The organism is Wolbachia endosymbiont of Drosophila willistoni (assembly GCF_040084705.1).
Lineage (GTDB): Bacteria > Pseudomonadota > Alphaproteobacteria > Rickettsiales > Anaplasmataceae > Wolbachia > Wolbachia pipientis.
Genome location: NZ_CP157591.1, coordinates 545,357 through 564,178 on the forward strand (window position 1 = coordinate 545,357; position 18,822 = coordinate 564,178).

Below are 18,822 nucleotides of genomic sequence, written 5' to 3' on the forward strand. Positions count from 1 at the left end.
AACGCTTGACAAGCAAGATTAAGCTGCTTTTAATTGCAACTAACTTACGCTGCAAATGTTTAAGAAATTTACTAAGCAGAAAAAAAGACAAAGAATCCCCGAGTTAGCTAGTCTTTTACTATCTCTGTCGAGTATTGGCATTTTTTGATGTCTTGTAACGCTTTATAAGCACGTTCAGCTTATTTAGATAAAAATCTAGATGTAGATGAAGTTTTGTAAAGACATACAGTATCTATATACTGCAAAAAATTGAACATAAGACGCCGATACATTAAGTAATCCTTACCTTTTAATCTGCAGATTGGCGAAAGCAAATACAATAGCTTCACTATCATGATAAGGGCGCTGGCGAAGGGTGTCAAGTAAGTTTTTCGTTTCTATAGCTACTACCACGATTGTATAGGTAATTCTTCACTTATAATAATGATTCAAGCCTTCAGCTCCTCAAACACTTCACTTGCTCTATTTAAAACAGAATCAGGAAAACCAGCAAGTTTTGCTACATGTATTCCATATGACTCATCTGCAATGCCTTCAATTACTTCATGTAGAAAAATAACCTCTCCGTTCCACTCTCTTATTTTTACACAAAAACATTTCACGTTCTTCAAGTATTTGCTTACTTTAGTTAATTCATGATAATGAGTTGCAAAAATGGCGCGGCACTTATTTACATTGTGAATATGTTCAATCACCGCCTGTGCAATAGATAATCCATCATACACCCCTGTGCCCCTACCAATTTCATCAAGTATCACCAAGGAACGGTCCGTTGCCTGATTTACTATCGTTGCTGTTTCGATCATCTCTACCATGAAGGTAGAATAACCAGCTGTTATATTATCCGTTGCGCCAACCCTGCTGAATATCTTGTCAATCACTCCAATATGTGCACTCTCTGCTGGCACAAATGACCCCATGTGAGCTAAAATTGCAATGAGAGCGTTTTGCCTCAAGAAAGTGCTTTTTCCAGCCATATTAGGACCAGTAATTAGATGTATACCAGCTAAATTGATGCTATTTGCAATGAATTTATCGTTAACTTCAACCACTGGATGTCTTCCGCTACAGATATTGAACTCTTTGCTGTCATCAATAATGGGTTTTACGTAATTATTTTGCACTGCAAGCTCTGCAAATGCGGTTCTAATATCAAGTTTTGCCAAAGCATTTGCAGCAAGAGCAATTTTTTCAGATTCTTTAGCGACTTCACTACACAGTTCACTAAAAATTTTCATTTCTAAGCCGATTGCAGCATCACGTGCCGTAAGAATTTTATTTTCTAGTTCTTTCAATTCATTAGTAGTGTAGCGCATGCTATTTGCTAAGCTTTGCCTATGAATAAATATATCCGAAGTTATTTTGTGATTTGCCGACACTTCAACGTAATAACCAAGTATGTTGTTGTGTAATATTTTGAGTGCGGCAATGCCAGTAAGATCGCGATAAGATTCACGGAGCTTAGTTACCAACTTGTTACTGTTGTTCAATATATAAGATAACTCAGATAATTCTGAGTTGTATTTTGAGTGAATAAATCCTCCTTCTTTCACGGAACTGAGGTTATTATCGAGTATAGCACTATTTAACAGTTCAAATAGGTCTTTATGATTGCCAAGGCTTTTATGTATTGTGCTTAGTTCACTCTCGTCTGATTTTACTGTTATTCCAGCGCGTGACGCTGGCTGGATCTCAGTTTGGATGACATATTGTTGTGGGAGAGATCCATTTTCACCTGATTCAATTTTACATAAGAACTCAGACAATTCTAAAGTCTTTCCTAGGCCTATTTTCAATAGGTTCATATCCTTTGGTGAACCACGCCCTAGTATTAAGCGCGATAAAGACCTTTCAATATCCGGAATGTTAGATAATATCTCTCGTATTTTTCTGCGTGAATCATGATTATTTACAAAAAATTGAGCGGTGCTGAGCCTCAAATTGATTGCCTTGGAGCAAGCAAGGGGTGAAGCGAGCATTTGTTTGAGCAGGCGTCCACCAGAAGCTGTAACTGTATGATCAATAACTGAAATTAGTGAACCTTTCTTTTCACCAAATTGAGTTGAAAACAACTCAAGATTTCTCCTTGCTGAAGCATCAATAAGCATGAAATTTTGTTGCTTATAGGTTTTTGGGAATTCAAGCCTTGGAATAGAGCCCCTTTGTGTTACTCTGACATATTCAAGCAGTGCACCACACGCCATGATTTCTACTTTGCTGAAATTTCCTATACTCCCAAGTTCCCTGATTTTATAAAACTCGCATAATGTTCTGTGAGATTTACTATACTCAAAAAAGCTCTGTGCGTGTTGCGTAATTGATATTTTATAATTTTTTAAAATCGATCTAATTTTTTCATCCTCAGTGAATTTTTCAGAAATTAATAATTCTCTTGGTGATATACGCAATAAATCACTATCTAGAGCTTTCAAACTCGTTAAAGTGTGAAAAAATTTTCCCGTCGATAATTCAAGCCAACTAATAGCATATTCGTCATTTTGTTCAACTATGGATGCGAGATAATTATTGCTTTTATCCTCCAGTAGTGAATCTTCTATAATTGTACCTGGAGTTACAACTCGCACTACATCACGTTTTACTATGGATTTATAGCCCCTCTTTTTTGCTTCATCAGCAGTTTCTAATTGATCACAGATTGCTACTTTGAATCCTAAATCTATTAGCTTGTGCAGGTAAGATTCACTACTGTGTGCTGGCACTCCACACATTGGTATTTCTTGCCCACACGAATTACCTCTCTTAGTGAGCACTATATTCAGCAATTTCGCAGCTTTAATAGCATCATCGAAAAACAATTCATAAAAATCTCCTAGCCTATAAAATAGCAGATGATCTTTGTATTGAGCTTTCAGGTTCAAATACTGCTCCATCACAGGGGTGTTTTTTTCTTTTACGAAGCTCATAATATTTTTTAATATATTGTATTGATAAACGTTATTATAGATTATATTGCACATGTGAATAACATAAATTTTAAATAGGTGTATGGAGGGGAAAATTTAAAACAATTAAATTTCTTGGATCCAAGTAGTCAGGACACTTGGATGACATAAAGAGTAGGAGTATTTGATGACAAAAAAACAAAAACACAGTTGTCATTCCAGCGCGTGACGCTGGAATCCAGAATATCCTAATTACAAGGTTTATTATTTAGTTTGAAAAATACTATAGCTTTTTCTATGTAAGTTGTGGCTCCTTTTTACCATTTGCGACAGTTGTATCATCAACAGATATTTCAGAGCTAACAGTGCTAATAGTTTTTTCTATCGCTTTAGCCTGTTCATAGTCTTGACTCAAAAAATACATGGCCAGTCCAATAGCTATACTAGCAACAAGAGAAGATGCTATCATTACACCTAGTATCATACCACCAGAAAGACTTACTGCAACACACACACCAGCTCCAAGTACAACACCAAGAAAACCACCAATTATTACGCCAGGCACCAAACTGCCTACCATAGCGCTTTCTTTTTTCGTATTAGCTTGTTTTTTCATACTTTTAATAAGCACTTCTTTTGTTTTTCCTTGAGCTAAATCTGAAGGAACTTTATTATCCGCGTTTTGTATCAAAGGATTTGCACTATATGTAACAAGCAGGGTGGTTATTTCTTCAGTTTTATTACCTATAACTGCATGATGTAGTAATGTATTTCCCTCTTCATCTTTAAAGTTTATATGAGTACGAAATTCTTCATCTAGATTTCTTATTGGGTTGTTTTTTGCATATATCCTAGATTGTATTGCTCCATCTAAGTATTGTATTACTTGTTCTAGTGATTGCTCGCCAGGATTTTGTATAAAATGAAGCAGAATTTCGTGTACTATCGCTTCCTTTGTAGTTTGTGGGCATTGTAAAGCGTAATTAAATGTCTGTGTAGTAATAACTTCTTCTTTTCTTTTTTTAAGAACAACCCTTAAATCTTCAATCGCCTTTTCACCATCTTTTATTCCAAGAATTATTGAATCCAAATTATTTATCATGCTATCCTCCTTGGTTTGATTGCATTACTCATTAATAAATAATATAATAAATCCTGCTAAAAGTCAAGCAATTAATTAATAAGTTAATATAATCCTCCAAAAGGAGCTCCTTACTTTTTGTTCAGCATGTCCATTGGATCAGACTCTTTAAGCTTGCTGTTTGCTGAATTTATTCATCACAATAGCTACAATGTGCTATCGAAGTTCTCTGTAATCTTAGTTGGTTCTTCTAGAATATTCAAAATATCAGTTGCACAATAAACCCGATCTCTCTTTCCTTGAGAAGTTTGTGAAACGATGCCTAAATCTTCAAGCTTTACGATTGCTCTTTGGGCTGTTGTAAATACGACACCTAAGTTTTCAACCACTTTCCTTATAGTAAAGTAAGGGTTTAAAGACTATTCACTAAATCATTGTCCCATTCAAATTTTGGTGGCAAGGGGCTTGGTATAAATGCCTGATAACCAGGGAATACTTTGCCTGATGGTGATCCTTTAATATACATTCATTCAACCTAGCACACTATTTTTATAGTATATATTATTTTCAAATAAAGTCAAAAATGAAAATAAGGCTTTATCTTATTTGCGTGCATGAAAATAAGAAACTCTCTTATTATTGATTTTGCTCAAAAACGAAAATAGAAGAAGCTGCTGAACTTTATATATCCTGTTTTTCTGGAGAACTGCTATAAAACTTCTGAGTGAAGTCACTTAATTTTTACACATCTATTGTAGAGTAAGAAGAACCGAATTTGAAACAAAAATGCTAACTGATGCTTGGACTTTACTGACACTTACACTACTTGAAACTATACTTAGTGTAGACAATTTAATCTTTATTTCTCTAGCAATAGATAAGGTACCAAATGCGCTGAGAGAAAGAGTGCGCCTTATGGGCCTTGGATTAGCACTATTAATGCGTTTTGTAATACTATTTTTTACATCATCTATATTATCAATGCAAAAACCTATATTTCACACTGCATCAGCAAGGGATTTACTTATGATCGCAGGGGGATTATTCCTTATTGTTAAGAGCTCTATGGAGTTACGGGATGACATCTTTGTATGTAAGAAAAATAAAAAGAAAGCAAACGTTAAATCAAAATTTTTTTTAGTTGTGCTACAAATTATATTAATAGATTTAGTTTTTTCGGTTGATTCGATATTAACTGCTATAGCACTAACTTATAACATGGTAATAATTGCTACAGCATTTACATTTTCCATGCTAGCAATGCTGTTTTTATCAAGTTATACCGCCCAGTTAATCAAATCTAACCCAGGGTTAAAAATAATCGCCATTTTATTTGTTTTACTTGTCGGTGTGTACCTCATACTTCATGGATTTCATATAGAATTACCAAAAGGATATTTGTATTCTTCATTTATGTTTGCACTGCTTGTGGAAATTATAAGCAAAATAAAGAAAATTAACCGTCATACCGCGATTCATTCGCGGTATCTCTAGATCCAGCTAACAAGCAGCGGGATCTTTTTGATTTACTCCCACTCAATAGTTGCGGGTGGTTTAGAAGTGATATCATAAACAACTCTATTTACTCCGGGAACATTATTAACAATTATACTGCCGACATTGCGTAAAAAATCCCAAAATACTAGCAAGTGTTGATCCTTATCTTCAAATGGAAATGCATCGGCTGTCATACCATCAGATGATGTTACAGCCCTTAAAGCACAAACATATCCATACGTACGACCATCTCCCATAACGCCTACAGTTTTTATTGGTAATAATACAGCAAAAGCTTGCCATATCTTATCATATAGATCGTAATTTTTCATCGTATTAATATATATTTCATCTACTTCTTGCAATATTTGCACCTTTTCTTTATCGACTTCACTTATAATCCTCACTGCAAGTCCGGGTCCAGGAAATGGATGTTGAAATATTATCTCGTCTGAAAGCCCAATTTCTTTTCCAAGTAGCCTTACCTCATCTTTAAAGAGGTAACGTAAAGGCTCCACTAACTTCAGATTCATCTTTTCTGGCAACCCACCAACATTATGGTGAGACTTAATTGTACTAGTGTTGTCTGAGGCATGCCCTGACTCAACTACATCAGAGTAGATGGTACCTTGCATCAAAAAATCCACATCACCTATTTTTTTTGCTTCTTCTTCAAACACTTCAATAAAAGTGTTACCGATAATTTTTCGCTTTTCTTCTGGATCAGTTATTCCCTTCAACCTACTCAAAAATAAATTTGATTTATCAACGTAATTTATCGGAATCTCTTTCAACATAGCGATGGTTTGGTTCTTGCGTAACAACCCAGTATCGATAAAAATACAGTTCAATTGTTTTCCTATAGCTTTATGTGTGAGAGCCGCTGCAACGCTTGAATCAACCCCACCACTTACTGCAGCGATTACTTTTTTCTCTCCTACTACATTTTTGATTTTTTCCTTTTGCTCCTCAATAAACGACTTCATTGTCCAGTCTCTTTTGCAATTTGCAATATCCAAGAAGTTAGAGAGCAATTTACTGCCATTTGTTGTGGGCTTAACCTCAGGATGGAACTGAGTACAGTAAATCTTCCGCTGTTCGTTGACAATCATTGCAATTGTTTGATTTATCACACCTGATGCGATAACAGTAAATCCCTGTGGTATAGTATCAACACTGTCCGCATGGTTCATTAATACATCCACTTCAGAATTAACATCCCAGGTATCCTTTACAATGGGGGATTCTTTTAGTATCTTGATTTTAGTTCTACCAAACTCCTGTTTGAAACTCTCTTTTACTTTTGCTCCAAAATAATGACAAATGAGTTGCTGTCCATAGCATATTCCAAGTATAGGAACGCTTGTTGCCTCATTAAGTTTTATAATTTCATGTACTACTCTACTTGTTTCAGAACAATCATCATTTACAGATTGTGGTCCTCCAGAGAGAATAAACCCATTGAATTTTGATATTGTTTCAAAACTGATGTTGCTTGGAAATATCTCACAATAAACACCCATTCCTCTTACTTGTCTTGCGATAAGCTGTGTAAACTGTGAACCAAAATCAATAATGGCAATTGCTGACAATTTGCTCCTCCATATTATTTAAAATGATATCTGATAATAAAGAAAATAATGGAGTAAGTAAACCAAGACCTGTTTAAAAGCTTTAACGCGTGGTACAAGTTAGCTATATAGCTAATTTTCCTACACCATACCGCTGCGGCGCTAACTAGTAGCGGAATGACAGCAATCTACGTCATACCGCCGCAGTATCTCAGCCGCTAACAAGAGATCCCGCTAACAAGCAGCGGGATGACGAGGTATAAACTTTATCGTCATGCCACCGCGAACCGTCATACCGCGATTCATTCGCGGTATCTCGGCCGCTAACAAGTAGCGGGATGACGATTGTCGTTTAGCCATAAATACTTAAGAAATTTACCAAATAAAAAAAAAGGCAAAAGAAGCCCCGTAGTTGGCTAATTACTTACATTATACTTTCAAGTATGGCGTTTTTTTATTCTAAACGCTTAATAACCGCGACTCAGCTGCTTTTAAATGCAACTAACCTTAGCTATAAATGTTTAAGAAATTTACTAAACAGAAAAAAAGGCAAAAGAAACCCTAGGGTAGCTAGTTATTCACTATCCATTTTTTAAGTTGGCGTTTTTTTATGTTTTAAACGCTTTATAAGCGCGCTTCAGCTTATGTAGGTAGAAGTTTGATAAAGACATAAGGTGCACATAGTGCAAAAAATTAAACATGAGACGCCAGATACGTGAGTTTTTTTGTCATTTAATCTGTACAGAGAAGATAAATAAATAGCTTCAGTGTTTATGATAAGGGGGCTGGCGGAGTTTGTCAAGGAAGTTTTTTCGTTTCTATTCCCAATAAAAGTGCGTTATATGGTTATGCAAGAAGTCTATTTACCCATTTGCTTAACTTTCTCTCTACTTTTTCTGAGTAAGGCCGCTATTGGCATGACAGACATTCATCGTAGTCAATATCTGTTTTTTGTTGCAATATTTCACTTTTTTTGAATATGTCATGCGAGACCTTATCGGCTCTCTGCATTGATTGTGATCTGCAGTAATATAAGCTCTTCAATCCTTTTTTCCAAGCAAGCATGTGTATTTTGTGCAAGTAACGTTTATGTACGTTGGCAGGTAAGAACAGATTTACTGATTGAGATTGACAAATATACGAAGTTCTATCACTTGCATGTTCTATAATCCATCTTTGGTCAAGCTCGTACGCTGTTTTAAATGTCAATTTTTCATGCTCACTAAGAAAATCTAAATGCTGAACGGAACCCTCGTTTGTTGAAATTGAAGACCATATTTTATCATTGTCTTGATTTTTTTCTGCTAATAGTTTTTGCAAGAATTTATTTCGCACTACAAATGAGCCTGTAAGTGTCTTTTGTATGAATACGTTTGCTGCGTATGGTTCTATTCCAGGGGAGGTATTACCTGCAATAATGGAGATCGAGGCAGTAGGAGCAATAGCGAGTTTGTGTGTAAACCTTTCCATTAGATCAACTTCTTTGGCATCAGAACATGCTCCCTTTTCTTCTGCTAATTTTTTAGAAACTATATCTGCTTGCTCGCGTAAATACTTAAATATTTTTTTATTCCATTGTTGTGCTGTTACTGATTCAAAAGGAACCATTTTGCTTTGTAAAAATGAGTGAAAGCCCATCACACCAAGACCAATACTGCGTTCTCTGGCTGCAGAATATTTTGCTCGCTGCATTTCATTCGGTGCTTTATTTATGAAATCTTCCAATACATTATCAAGAAAGCGCATTATATCTTCTATGAAGAGTTTATTGTCTTTCCATTCTTCGTAGTACTCAAGGTTTACGGATGATAGACAACACACAGCAGTGCGTGACTTATTCAGGTGATCATAACCTGTGGTTAAAGTTATTTCACTGCATAGATTTGACATCTTGATGTCTAAGTTGAGCTTTTTGTAAGATTCTGGCTTATTGTTATTTGTTGCATCAAGGAAAATAATGTAAGGTTCTCCAGTTTCAACTCTTGCTGTTAATATTTTGATCCATATATCCCGCGCTTTTACAGTTGAAATAACCTTATTGTTGTGAGGGCTTATTAAATTCCATTCTTGATCATTCTCAACAGCCTGCATAAATTTATCTGTTACTATTACAGCATGATGTATATTTAACGCTTTGCGATTTGGGTCACCGCCTGTTGGCTTGCGTAAATCTAGAAACTCTTCTATCTCCGGATGAGATACAGGAAGGTAGACTGCTGAACTTCCTCGCCTTAGGGATCCCTGACTAATTGCAAGTGTTAGAGCATTTTGCACTACAATAAATGGAACAATTCCTGATGTTTTGCCGCTACCCTTTACGCTTTCGCCTATTGAGCGTAAATTTCCCCAATAACTACCTATGCCTCCTCCACGTGCAGCAAGCCAAACATTTTCGTTCCATAGATCAACTATTCCCTGCAAGCTGTCTTCGGTTTCATTAAGAAAGCAAGAGATAGGTAACCCTCTCTTAGTGCCACCATTGCTGAGTATTGGTGTTGAAGGCATGAACCACAAGTTGCTCATGTAGTCATAAAGACGCTGCGCATGTTCTTTATTATCAGAATAGTAATTAGCAATACGTGCAAAGAGGTCTTGATAACTTTCATTTTCTATTAAATACCTGTCTGATAGAACTGCTTTTCCAAAGTCGGTTAATTTGCTGTCCTTTGCGTAATTAATGGTAATGTTATTCATAAAGTTCCTTTTATTCTTTTATTATATATAGGTACTTAAAAGTCATTTTGAGCGATTTTTAAGTTAGGTTTTTCGGATTTTTTTGTTGATGCTGTAATGCAAACAAGATACCGTCAACCTGACTGCCATATATTTTACAGTAACTCATATAACTTATTTGCATATTTATTTCTTTTGCAACATGTTGAACATAACTTTCTGAGTGACGAAAATAGTCTCCTTTGTTTACAAAGTCAATACCTTCACCTTCCTTTCTTCTTATTAAACATACAATAACTCCTTTTTTGCTCGTAGATCTTTTTGCTAATTCCAACTCTTCTTGAAAGTCATGTAGATAATGTAGCACTTCAGCAAAGATAATTACATCATACTGCTGGTTTTTCTCTTGTTTAAGAAACTCTTTCATTTCCATATGTATTAATTCATTGTAAACAGGCTTACCTTTTATAAAGCATCCTCTTGCGATATTTAGCATTCTACTTGAAATGTCAATTCCTGTTATATGGTTTCCAATACTATTTATTTTCAAGAAATGACCACATATTCCAGTTCCACAACCAAGGTCGAGTATATTGAGCTCAGAAGTGGAGTTGTTGAAGATTTTTGTAATTATCATGTGTACAAGTTCATGCCCTCTATATTGTTTGGCAATCAACCAATGCTCAACAAAATATTCACCTGTGTAATCAAAATATTGTCTTATGAGGTTTTTTGGCAATTCTGTAATAGGCGCTGAGTTTGTCATTTTTTTTATATAGTAAGACGCCTCCTCGTGGTCATTATCTAATTTTAGTGCCCTTGTTAAATAATTATAAGCTTTGTTAGTATTCCCTACCGCAAAATGACACCTTCCGATGTTATACCAGACTATAGGTAAATGGGGGTAAAATATGCTAATTAACCAAAATCGTAACTTTGCATCTGATATGCTACCTTTATAAAAGTGATATAAACCGATTTCAATGTTGGTGTTTAACAGGTTCTTAGATTTTTTAAGAAGCACTGTCATTTCTTTATGAAGAGTATTATATTTATTCACAATGAAGTGTTTTACTTTCTTAATATTTAATACGCCAATGAGCTTAGACATACAATTTAAAGCAACGTTTTTTATAAAAGAGAGATTACTTTTCATACGTTAGAAATACTCCGAATGTTTATTATCATTTTTAGGCAATTGATTTTAACACATTTTATCTTACAAAATATCTTTTTTATTAATTTTTACTGTATATATAAGTTTACCACATATTTCTCAGATTATACTGTTTAGGATTGCTAGTATATTGTTGTTGATAATATAAGTAAATGTTTTGTGCAAAAAGGCGTTGACATATTATTTATTAGGTTATAACATATAAAAGATTAATTTAGTTTTTAGATGTTTGACAAGTTTTATGGTAGAGATTAATTTAATCTCAATTCAATTTTAATAATATTTAACTCTGCATATTCTGCATATAGTCGGATAAATAAATTATTAAGAGCACTTGATGGATGCCTTGGCGTTAAGAGGCGATGAAGGACGTGGCAGGCTGCGATAAGCTGTGGGGAATTGTCAACAAATTTTGATCCGCAGATTTCCGAATGGGGAAACCCAACTAGTTTAGCTAGTTATTACGTACTAAGTATGTAAAGCAAACTTGGTGAACTGAAATATCTAAGTAGCCAAAGGAAAAGAAATCAACCGAGATTCTGTTAGTAGTGACGAGCGAAAGCGGAAAAGGCTAGTGATTTAAGAATAAGAATTAGAATACTCTGGAAATAGTAACCATAGAAGGTGATAGTCCTGTATAAGTAGAGAGTTTTTAAATCCTTGAGTAGAGCGGGGCACGTGAAATCCTGTTTGAATATGGGGGGACCATCCTCCAAGCCTAAATACTCCTTAACGACCGATAGTGAACAAGTACCGTGAGGGAAAGGTGAAAAGAACCCCGGGAGGGGAGTGAAATAGAATCTGAAATCAAGTGCTTACAAACAGTTGGAGCTCTATATCAATTTATTGATATTTAGAGTGACAGCGTACCTTTTGCATAATGGGTCAGCGAGTTAATCTATGAAGCAAGCTTAAGCCGTTAGGTGTAGGCGTAGCGAAAGCAAGTCTGAATAGGGCGTTTTAGTTTTATGGATTAGACCCGAAACCAAGTGATCTAGTCATGACCAGATTGAAGGTGTGGTAAAACACACTGGAGGATCGAACCAGTTAATGTTGCAACATTATTGGATGAGTTGTGATTAGGGGTGAAAGGCCAATCAAACTTGGAAATAGCTGGTTCTCCGCGAAATCTATTTAGGTAGAGCGTTGTATGTATGTTGTTGGGGGTAGAGCACTGGATAGACTAGGGGGATTCACCGTCTTACCAAATCTAACTAAACTCCGAATACCAACAATTAATTATACAGCAGGCACACTACGGGTGCTAAGTCCGTGGTGAAGAGGGAAACAACCCAGATCACTATCTAAGGTCCCAAAATTACAGCTAAGTGGGGAAGGAAGTAGAAAAACCATTACAGCTAGGAGGTTGGCTTGGAAGCAGCCATCCTTTAAAGAAAGCGTAACAGCTCACTTGTCTAAATAAGTTTTTCTGCGCCGAAAATGTACCGGGGCTAAAGCTGTATACCGAAGATGTGAGTGCTTATTGATTTCGATCAATAGGCGCGGTAGCGGAGCGTTCCGTAAGTCTGTGAAGGTGGTTTGTGAAAACTGCTGGAGATATCGGAAGTGAGAATGCTGACATAAGTAGCGTAAAAGAGTGTGAAAAACACTCTCACCAAAAATCTAAGGGTTCCTACGTTAAGTTAATCTGCGTAGGGTTAGTCGGTTCCTAAGGCGAGTCCGTAAAGGAGTAGTCGATGGCAATTAGGTTAATATTCCTAAACCTCTTAAGTGTGACGGGTTTCGTATTTGTATAGATCTTATTGGATTGATCTATGCTTAAAAGAAGCTCCAGGAAATAGCACTTATATTTATGAGGCCGTACCGCAAACCGACACTGGTGGATGAGTAGAGTATACTAAGGTGTTGAAAGAATGATGTTGAAGGAACTCGGCAAATTATACCTGTAACTTCGGAAGAAGGGTAACCTGCTTTTAGGCAACTATGAGTAGGTGGCACAAAATAGGGAGTAGCGACTGTTTACTAAAAACACAGGACTCTGCAAACACGTAAGTGGAAGTATAGGGTCTGACGCCTGCCCGGTGCTGGAAGGTTAATAGGAAGGGTGCAAGCTCCGAATTGAAGCCCCAGTAAACGGCGGCCGTAACACTGACGGTCCTAAGGTAGCGAAATTCCTTGTCGGGTAAGTTCCGACCCGCACGAATGGCGTAACGATTTCTCCACTGTCTCCAACATCACTTCAGCGAAATTGAATTCCCCGTGCAGATGCGGGGTACCCGCGGTTAGACGAAGAGACCCCGTGCACCTTTACTATAGCTTTACATTGCTATTAAAAGTGTGATGTGCAGGATAGGTGGGAGACTTTGAAGTTATGGCGCTAGCTATAATGGAGTCAACCTTGAGATACCACCCTTTACACTTTTGATATCTAACTATGTTTCATTATCTGGAACTAGGACATTGTATGGTGGGTAGTTTGACTGGGGCGGTCGCCTCCTAAAAAGTAACGGAGGCGTGCGAAGGTAAGCTAGAGCTGGTCGGAAATCAGCTTGATAGTATAATGGCATAAGCTTGCCTGACTGCGAGGCTGACAAGCCAAGCAGAGACGAAAGTCGGTCATAGTGATCCGGTGATTCTGTATGGAAGGGTCATCGCTCAACGGATAAAAGGTACGCCGGGGATAACAGGCTGATGGTGTTCGAGCGTTCATAGCGACGACACCGTTTGGCACCTCGATGTCGACTCATCACATCCTGGGGCTGAAGAAGGTCCCAAGGGTTCGGCTGTTCGCCGATTAAAGTGATACGTGAGTTGGGTTTAGAACGTCGTGAGACAGTTCGGTTTCTATCTGCCGTGGGTGAAGGAAATTTGAGAAGGTCTGACTCTAGTACGAGAGGACCGAGATGGATATACCTCTGGTGTACCAGCTGTTATGCCAATAGCATCGCTGGGTGGCTATGTATAGATGGGATAATTGCTGAAAGCATATAAGCAAGAAACCCTCTTCAAAAAGATTTCCCAATTAAGGCCGTGGAAGACTACCACGTTGATAGGCTAGGTGTGGAAGCATGGTAACATGTGAAGCTAACTAGTACTAATAGCCTGATTGATTTATTTGCTTTCTATATGTGTGTATGCAGTGTTAAATATTAAGTTAAAATTGTTAAGTTAGAAATTTTTATTGACTTGGTGGCTATAGCAAAAATGAACCACCCGATCTCATCTCGAACTCGGAAGTGAAACTTTTTAGCGCTGATGGTACTTGAAAAGGGAGAGTAGGTCGCCGCCGAGTTTATAAAAATTTCTTTGTTAATTAGACAGTAGGTATACTTATATTTTAACTTTCTTGTTTTGTTACTATTCTTTAAGTTTTTACTTTAACTACGATATCTTTTTTTTCTTATATGTTCTTGGTCATTTTCTACATTATTTAGCATTGTTCCTACTTCCCCTAATTGATTCCCTTTTGAAGGAGAATTACTGACTTCTGGTAATATTACATTACCTCCCACTTTTTTAAATAATTCTTCTTGTTGGCGAAATGCTGACCTCCAATCTGTTCCTGTTCCTTTAGGAAGAAATAAGAATTGATACATCTGACCAAAGCCTGTGTTATTTACCTCTTTTATATGCTCTACCATTCACCACACCCATTAACTATTTTTAAAAATTTTACCTATATTATCATAAAAAATATAGTTGTAAATACCTTAATTGAGATTTTTTTTATTTTATCTTTTTTAAGCAAATAGTTAGATCTTTTTGTAAATTTTTATAACTTGCTTGCATAATGTTTCTATGAGTTAGTATTATGTAGTAGTGCCCTATATTACTTATATTTAAAATGCTAATTTTAGCAAGCATTCGTAGTTGCCTTTTTATTTTATTTCTTTTTGCTGCTTTTCCGGTTTTTTTACTGATAGCCAGACCTACTCTAATAGTATGAATGTACTTTTCAGGTTCTCTTTCTTTTATAGCGTACAGTGATATATAAAGCCCACGATAAAAAAGACTGTTGAGTGCTAACTTATTTTTGAAAGCAGAAGAAAAATCTTTTTTTTTATACTTACTATGCGCATAATTTGTTACACCCTAATGAACGGCGCCTATTAAGGATTTTTCTTCCAGCTCTTGTTGCCATACGTGAACGAAATCCGTGTCTGCGCTTTCTTATCAAATTTTTTGGTTGAAATGTTCTCTTCATTGTTTTTATATTAATATAATTATTTATTTTAAATTGTTTTACTTTATTGTCAAATAATGGTGAACTTGTATGACATTTTCGTAGAATAAAATTTGATGCATGGAAGAATGAATTCGGTGATAGTCATACCTGTCTTACTAATCCTTTTATTTTGTTTTAGTAGGTTTCAAGAAGTAAATAAGGTTAAATCTTATCTATATCTTAGTTGTGTATGGATGCTAACTTGGTTGTTAGTATTCTATAATAATTGTTTTGTAACTTTTATTTCTATAGCGTTACTTTTTTTCATGCTTGCTTTTATCTTTAAAAATAAAAGAAATAAGATAATAAAACTTTCGTTATTTGTGGCTTTGGCCATATCATTTTTTATCACTTTATTTATAATGCTGTCTATTTTTATTCAATCCATTAGTTTTTTTAATAAAGTAGCTATTTCAGAATTCTTGTTTTGCTTGAAATGGGGCCACAATGTAGTCACTATCAATGAAGAGAAGATAGGATGTTTTGGTGTAGCGCCGCTTTTAGTTGGTACATTACTTATAACTATTATAGCAATGTTAGTTGTCGTTCCGCTTGGTTTATTTTCTGCAATATATATTAGTGAATATGCGAGTGAGAAAGTGCGTTATATTGTTAATACAACTTTGCAAGTTTTGTCTGCTATTCCTACGGTTGTATATGGATATTTCGCGGTTGTGTTTTTGTCTTTCTTTATAAAGCAGGTAGCAAATTTTTTTGGTTTAAGTATACACTCAGAAAGTGCCTTAGTTGCCGGTTTATCGATTGGGATAATGATTCTTCCTTTTATTATTTCTTTACTCGAAGATGCCATAAGATCTGTTCCAAAAAGCTTGCGTTATGGCTTCATGGCACTTGGTGCAACTCCAGCGGAAACTATATGGCATATAACAATACCTTATGCAATGCCTACAATTTTAAGTGCAATTTTATTGTCAATTTCAAGAGTGATAGGTGAAACAATGATTGTGCTAATGGCTGTGGGAATCAACGCAAATTTGACTTTTAACCCTCTTAATTCAGTTACTACCATTACCGTGCAGATCTCTACATTACTTACCGGAGATCAGGATTTCAATAGTGTACAAACTCTTGCTGCTTATGCGCTTAGTTTAGTATTGTTTATTATTACTTGGCTATTAAATGCATTTGCATTGTTTGTAATGAAGCGTAACTAGTAAGCGTTTTAATGTTGCAAAATTTCTATTAATAATATAAAATTTATTTTCTTTAGAAGTTCTTTTATGGAATTATAGTGTTAGGTGATAAAAATAAAGAGATGAATATAGGTAGAGCGATTAAGGTAACTCAAGCAGTTGTTGATATAAAATTTGAAGGTGAATTGCCTAAAATATTTAATGCTTTAAAAAGCAAACTAAAATATAAGGATAAGGAGCTGGTTTTAGAAGTTTCGCAGCATATAGGTGACAATATAGTTCGTTGTATTGCTATGGATAGCACAGATGGCATGTCAAGGGGGGATGAATTTGTTGATACAGGTGCACCAATATCGGTGCCAATTGGGCGTTCAACTTTAGGAAGGATTTTTAATGTTGTTGGAGAGCTTATAGATGAGTGTGGTCCACTGAAGGGAAAGTATAACTTAGAGCCTATACACAGAGCACCTCCAAGTTTTACTGAACAGAGAATACAGGAAGAAGTTTTAGTTACGGGAATAAAAGTTATAGATCTTCTTGCACCTTATCTTAAAGGAGGAAAAATTGGCTTATTTGGTGGAGCCGGTGTTGGTAAAACAGTCCTAATAATGGAATTAATTAATAATATAGCAAAAGCTCATAAAGGATTTTCTGTGTTTGCCGGGGTAGGGGAGAGAACGCGTGAAGGTAACGATCTTTATCACGAGATGATCACTTCAAATGTAATAAATATAAATGAGCATGAAAAATCTCAAGCTGTTTTGGTTTATGGTCAGATGAATGAGCCTCCTGGAGCAAGGGCTAGAGTTGCTTTAACAGCACTTACTATGGCAGAGTATTTTCGTGACCGTGAAAACCAAGATGTTCTATTTTTTGTGGATAATATCTTTAGATTTACACAAGCTGGTTCTGAAATTTCTGCTTTACTTGGAAGAATACCGTCAGCTGTTGGTTATCAGCCAACCCTTGCAACTGATATGGGTGCAATGCAAGAAAGAATAGCTTCAACAACTTCTGGCTCTATTACTTCTGTGCAAGCTATATATGTTCCTGCGGACGATTTGACTGATCCAGCCCCAGCAACTACATTCTCTCACCTTGATGCAACCACAGTGTTGTCAAGGCAAATAGCTGAAATGGGAATATACCCTGCTGTTGATCCACTTGATTCAACTTCTCAGTCTTTATCTGCTGAAATCATTGGTGAAGAACATTATAATGTAGCTTCTGAGGTGAAACGTATATTGCAAACTTATAAATCACTGCAAGATATTATCGCAATACTTGGTATGGATGAGCTATCTGATGAAGATAAAATTATTGTTGATAGGGCTCGGAAGATTCAGAAATTTCTTTCTCAACCTTTTCACGTTGCAGAAATATTTACTGGCATGCCTGGTAAATTTGTTTCACTTTCTGATACTGTTTCCAGTTTTAAAGGGATTGTTGAAGGCAAATATGATCACTTACCAGAGGCTGCTTTTTATATGGTGGGGAATATAGATGAAGCAATAAAAAAGGCTGAATTAATACAAGCTGAAGCTAAATAAAAGTTAAAGATTATGAATACTTTTAAAGTGCAATTTTTCTCTCCTGATGATCAAATTTCATTCAGTGGAGTGGTTTCTCTTTCAGTAACTGGGCTCGAAGGGGAGCTTATGATTTTAGCTCACCATGCTCCTTACTTAATTTATTTATTGCCTGGTATGATTACTGTTAAAATGAGTAACCAAACAGAAAAGAAGGTTGTAATTGATAGTGGCGTATTAGAAGTTGCAAATAATAATTGTAGCATTATAACAAGTCAAATTCAGGTTTTTGATCGTGCAATTCATGATGAGAAATCGTTTAAAAATAAGAGAATTAGTATATATTTAAGTTATCTTGATGAGAAGTTTCTTTCTTAGTTATTTTAGGCAAAAAGTCAATTATCATTCAAGTGGCTATAAGATTTTTGCTCAGGGGGCTCTTTTTTGTCATCCCAGAAACCCCGGGGTGTCATCCCAGTGTCGGAGTACTTTAGGTGTATGATCCCAGAGTGTGATGGTATGGGACCATACACCTAATCAAATAAAAATTAAAGAAGGAGAGTTGGTTGTAACGGTTGGAGATAACGACTTTGTTTTACCTGGAATTTACGTTGGATAAACTACAAAAAATAACAGGTAAAAATCAACGTAAATTTAAGATAAATCGATTTTATTAGTATTATTAAATCAAAATCTGTTTTTAATTAATCAATAATACTTTTTTACATATTTTCATCCCCTTTCATGGATTTTTTAATTTTATAGATGATATCTAATATTATTAGAAGCATTGTAAAATATCTTATGAGAAAAGTTATAAAATATATTAGCATTATTGGTATTGCATGTTTAGTATTGTTATTTTTTATATCTAATGTGGAAACACGCGTAAAAACACAGGAAGAACAATTATTCCTAGCTGTAGAAGATGGTAATGCACAAGAAGTAAAACTATTACTCAAAAATGGTGCAGACCCAAATTGACCTTACCCAGAAAAAGTAGAGAGAAAGTTAAGACGTTTTTATCATGAGAATAAATTGTGCAGGAATG

General features: G+C 35.6%; 13 protein-coding genes, 2 rRNA genes and 1 pseudogene. 7 read left to right on the forward strand and 9 right to left on the reverse strand.

All coding sequences use genetic code 11. The features are described from left to right. Positions 1 to 428: 428 nt before the first annotated feature. The 3 genes from mutS to ABL518_RS02900 form a co-directional block, all read right to left on the reverse strand. Positions 429 to 2,924 (reverse strand): DNA mismatch repair protein MutS, encoded by a 2,496-nt coding sequence (mutS, locus tag ABL518_RS02890; protein ID WP_095742633.1) that lies wholly within the window; start codon positions 2,922 to 2,924, stop codon positions 429 to 431. A 274-nt stretch (positions 2,925 to 3,198) separates the two neighbouring features. Then, positions 3,199 to 4,005, reverse strand: a complete 807-nt coding sequence (locus ABL518_RS02895; RefSeq protein WP_010082283.1) for an ankyrin repeat domain-containing protein — start codon at positions 4,003 to 4,005, stop codon at positions 3,199 to 3,201. A 185-nt stretch (positions 4,006 to 4,190) separates the two neighbouring features. Then, a complete protein-coding gene (locus ABL518_RS02900; protein WP_006279522.1) occupies positions 4,191 to 4,373 on the reverse strand; it encodes a hypothetical protein in 183 nt (60 codons plus the stop codon). Positions 4,374 to 4,770: 397 nt separating this feature from the next. On the opposite strand from ABL518_RS02900, the gene ABL518_RS02905 reads away from it, so the two are divergent. After that, the gene (locus tag ABL518_RS02905) at positions 4,771 to 5,478 is read left to right on the forward strand and encodes a TerC family protein (RefSeq protein ID WP_010082284.1); all 708 of its coding nucleotides are present in this window, start codon (positions 4,771 to 4,773) and stop codon (positions 5,476 to 5,478) included. 32 nt (positions 5,479 to 5,510) lie between these two features. Here ABL518_RS02905 and guaA read toward each other — a convergent pair whose 3' ends face one another. From guaA to ABL518_RS02920, 3 genes are all read right to left on the reverse strand, one after another. Further along, a complete protein-coding gene (gene guaA, locus ABL518_RS02910) occupies positions 5,511 to 7,073 on the reverse strand; it encodes a glutamine-hydrolyzing GMP synthase (RefSeq protein WP_010962427.1) in 1,563 nt (520 codons plus the stop codon). Between the two features lie 888 nt (positions 7,074 to 7,961). Further along, entirely contained in the window at positions 7,962 to 9,746 is a 1,785-nt protein-coding gene (locus ABL518_RS02915) for a ribonucleoside-diphosphate reductase subunit alpha (RefSeq protein ID WP_006280151.1), read from the reverse strand. A 58-nt stretch (positions 9,747 to 9,804) separates the two neighbouring features. Continuing rightward, positions 9,805 to 10,881 (reverse strand): methyltransferase domain-containing protein, encoded by a 1,077-nt coding sequence (locus ABL518_RS02920; RefSeq protein WP_010082287.1) that lies wholly within the window; start codon positions 10,879 to 10,881, stop codon positions 9,805 to 9,807. Between the two features lie 335 nt (positions 10,882 to 11,216). Here ABL518_RS02920 and ABL518_RS02925 point away from each other — a divergent pair. Both ABL518_RS02925 and rrf read left to right on the forward strand, forming a co-directional pair. After that, positions 11,217 to 13,982, forward strand: a 23S ribosomal RNA gene (locus tag ABL518_RS02925). A 66-nt stretch (positions 13,983 to 14,048) separates the two neighbouring features. Beyond that, positions 14,049 to 14,155 (forward strand): 5S ribosomal RNA (gene rrf / locus ABL518_RS02930). Positions 14,156 to 14,240: 85 nt separating this feature from the next. Here the strand turns inward: rrf and ABL518_RS02935 are convergent. The 3 genes and pseudogenes from ABL518_RS02935 to rpmH form a co-directional block, all read right to left on the reverse strand. After that, the gene (locus tag ABL518_RS02935) at positions 14,241 to 14,504 is read right to left on the reverse strand and encodes a hypothetical protein (protein WP_010082134.1); all 264 of its coding nucleotides are present in this window, start codon (positions 14,502 to 14,504) and stop codon (positions 14,241 to 14,243) included. A gap of 85 nt (positions 14,505 to 14,589) precedes the next feature. Continuing rightward, positions 14,590 to 14,913: pseudogene (gene rnpA, locus ABL518_RS02940) on the reverse strand (ribonuclease P protein component); the annotation flags it as partial. Positions 14,914 to 14,932: 19 nt separating this feature from the next. Next, a complete protein-coding gene (gene rpmH / locus ABL518_RS02945; protein ID WP_006279898.1) occupies positions 14,933 to 15,067 on the reverse strand; it encodes a 50S ribosomal protein L34 in 135 nt (44 codons plus the stop codon). Positions 15,068 to 15,174: 107 nt separating this feature from the next. On the opposite strand from rpmH, the gene pstC reads away from it, so the two are divergent. From pstC to ABL518_RS02965, 4 genes are all read left to right on the forward strand, one after another. Continuing rightward, positions 15,175 to 16,263: a phosphate ABC transporter permease subunit PstC gene (gene pstC, locus ABL518_RS02950; protein ID WP_095742852.1), complete on the forward strand. Its 1,089-nt coding sequence runs from the start codon at positions 15,175 to 15,177 to the stop codon at positions 16,261 to 16,263. Positions 16,264 to 16,364: 101 nt separating this feature from the next. Continuing rightward, positions 16,365 to 17,792, forward strand: coding sequence for a F0F1 ATP synthase subunit beta (gene atpD, locus ABL518_RS02955; RefSeq protein ID WP_010962432.1), 1,428 nt, complete (start codon positions 16,365 to 16,367; stop codon positions 17,790 to 17,792). A gap of 12 nt (positions 17,793 to 17,804) precedes the next feature. Continuing rightward, positions 17,805 to 18,149, forward strand: coding sequence for a F0F1 ATP synthase subunit epsilon (locus ABL518_RS02960; RefSeq protein ID WP_006279902.1), 345 nt, complete (start codon positions 17,805 to 17,807; stop codon positions 18,147 to 18,149). A 426-nt stretch (positions 18,150 to 18,575) separates the two neighbouring features. After that, positions 18,576 to 18,755: an ankyrin repeat domain-containing protein gene (locus ABL518_RS02965; RefSeq protein WP_223823054.1), complete on the forward strand. Its 180-nt coding sequence runs from the start codon at positions 18,576 to 18,578 to the stop codon at positions 18,753 to 18,755. The last annotated feature ends 67 nt before the right edge of the window (positions 18,756 to 18,822 follow it).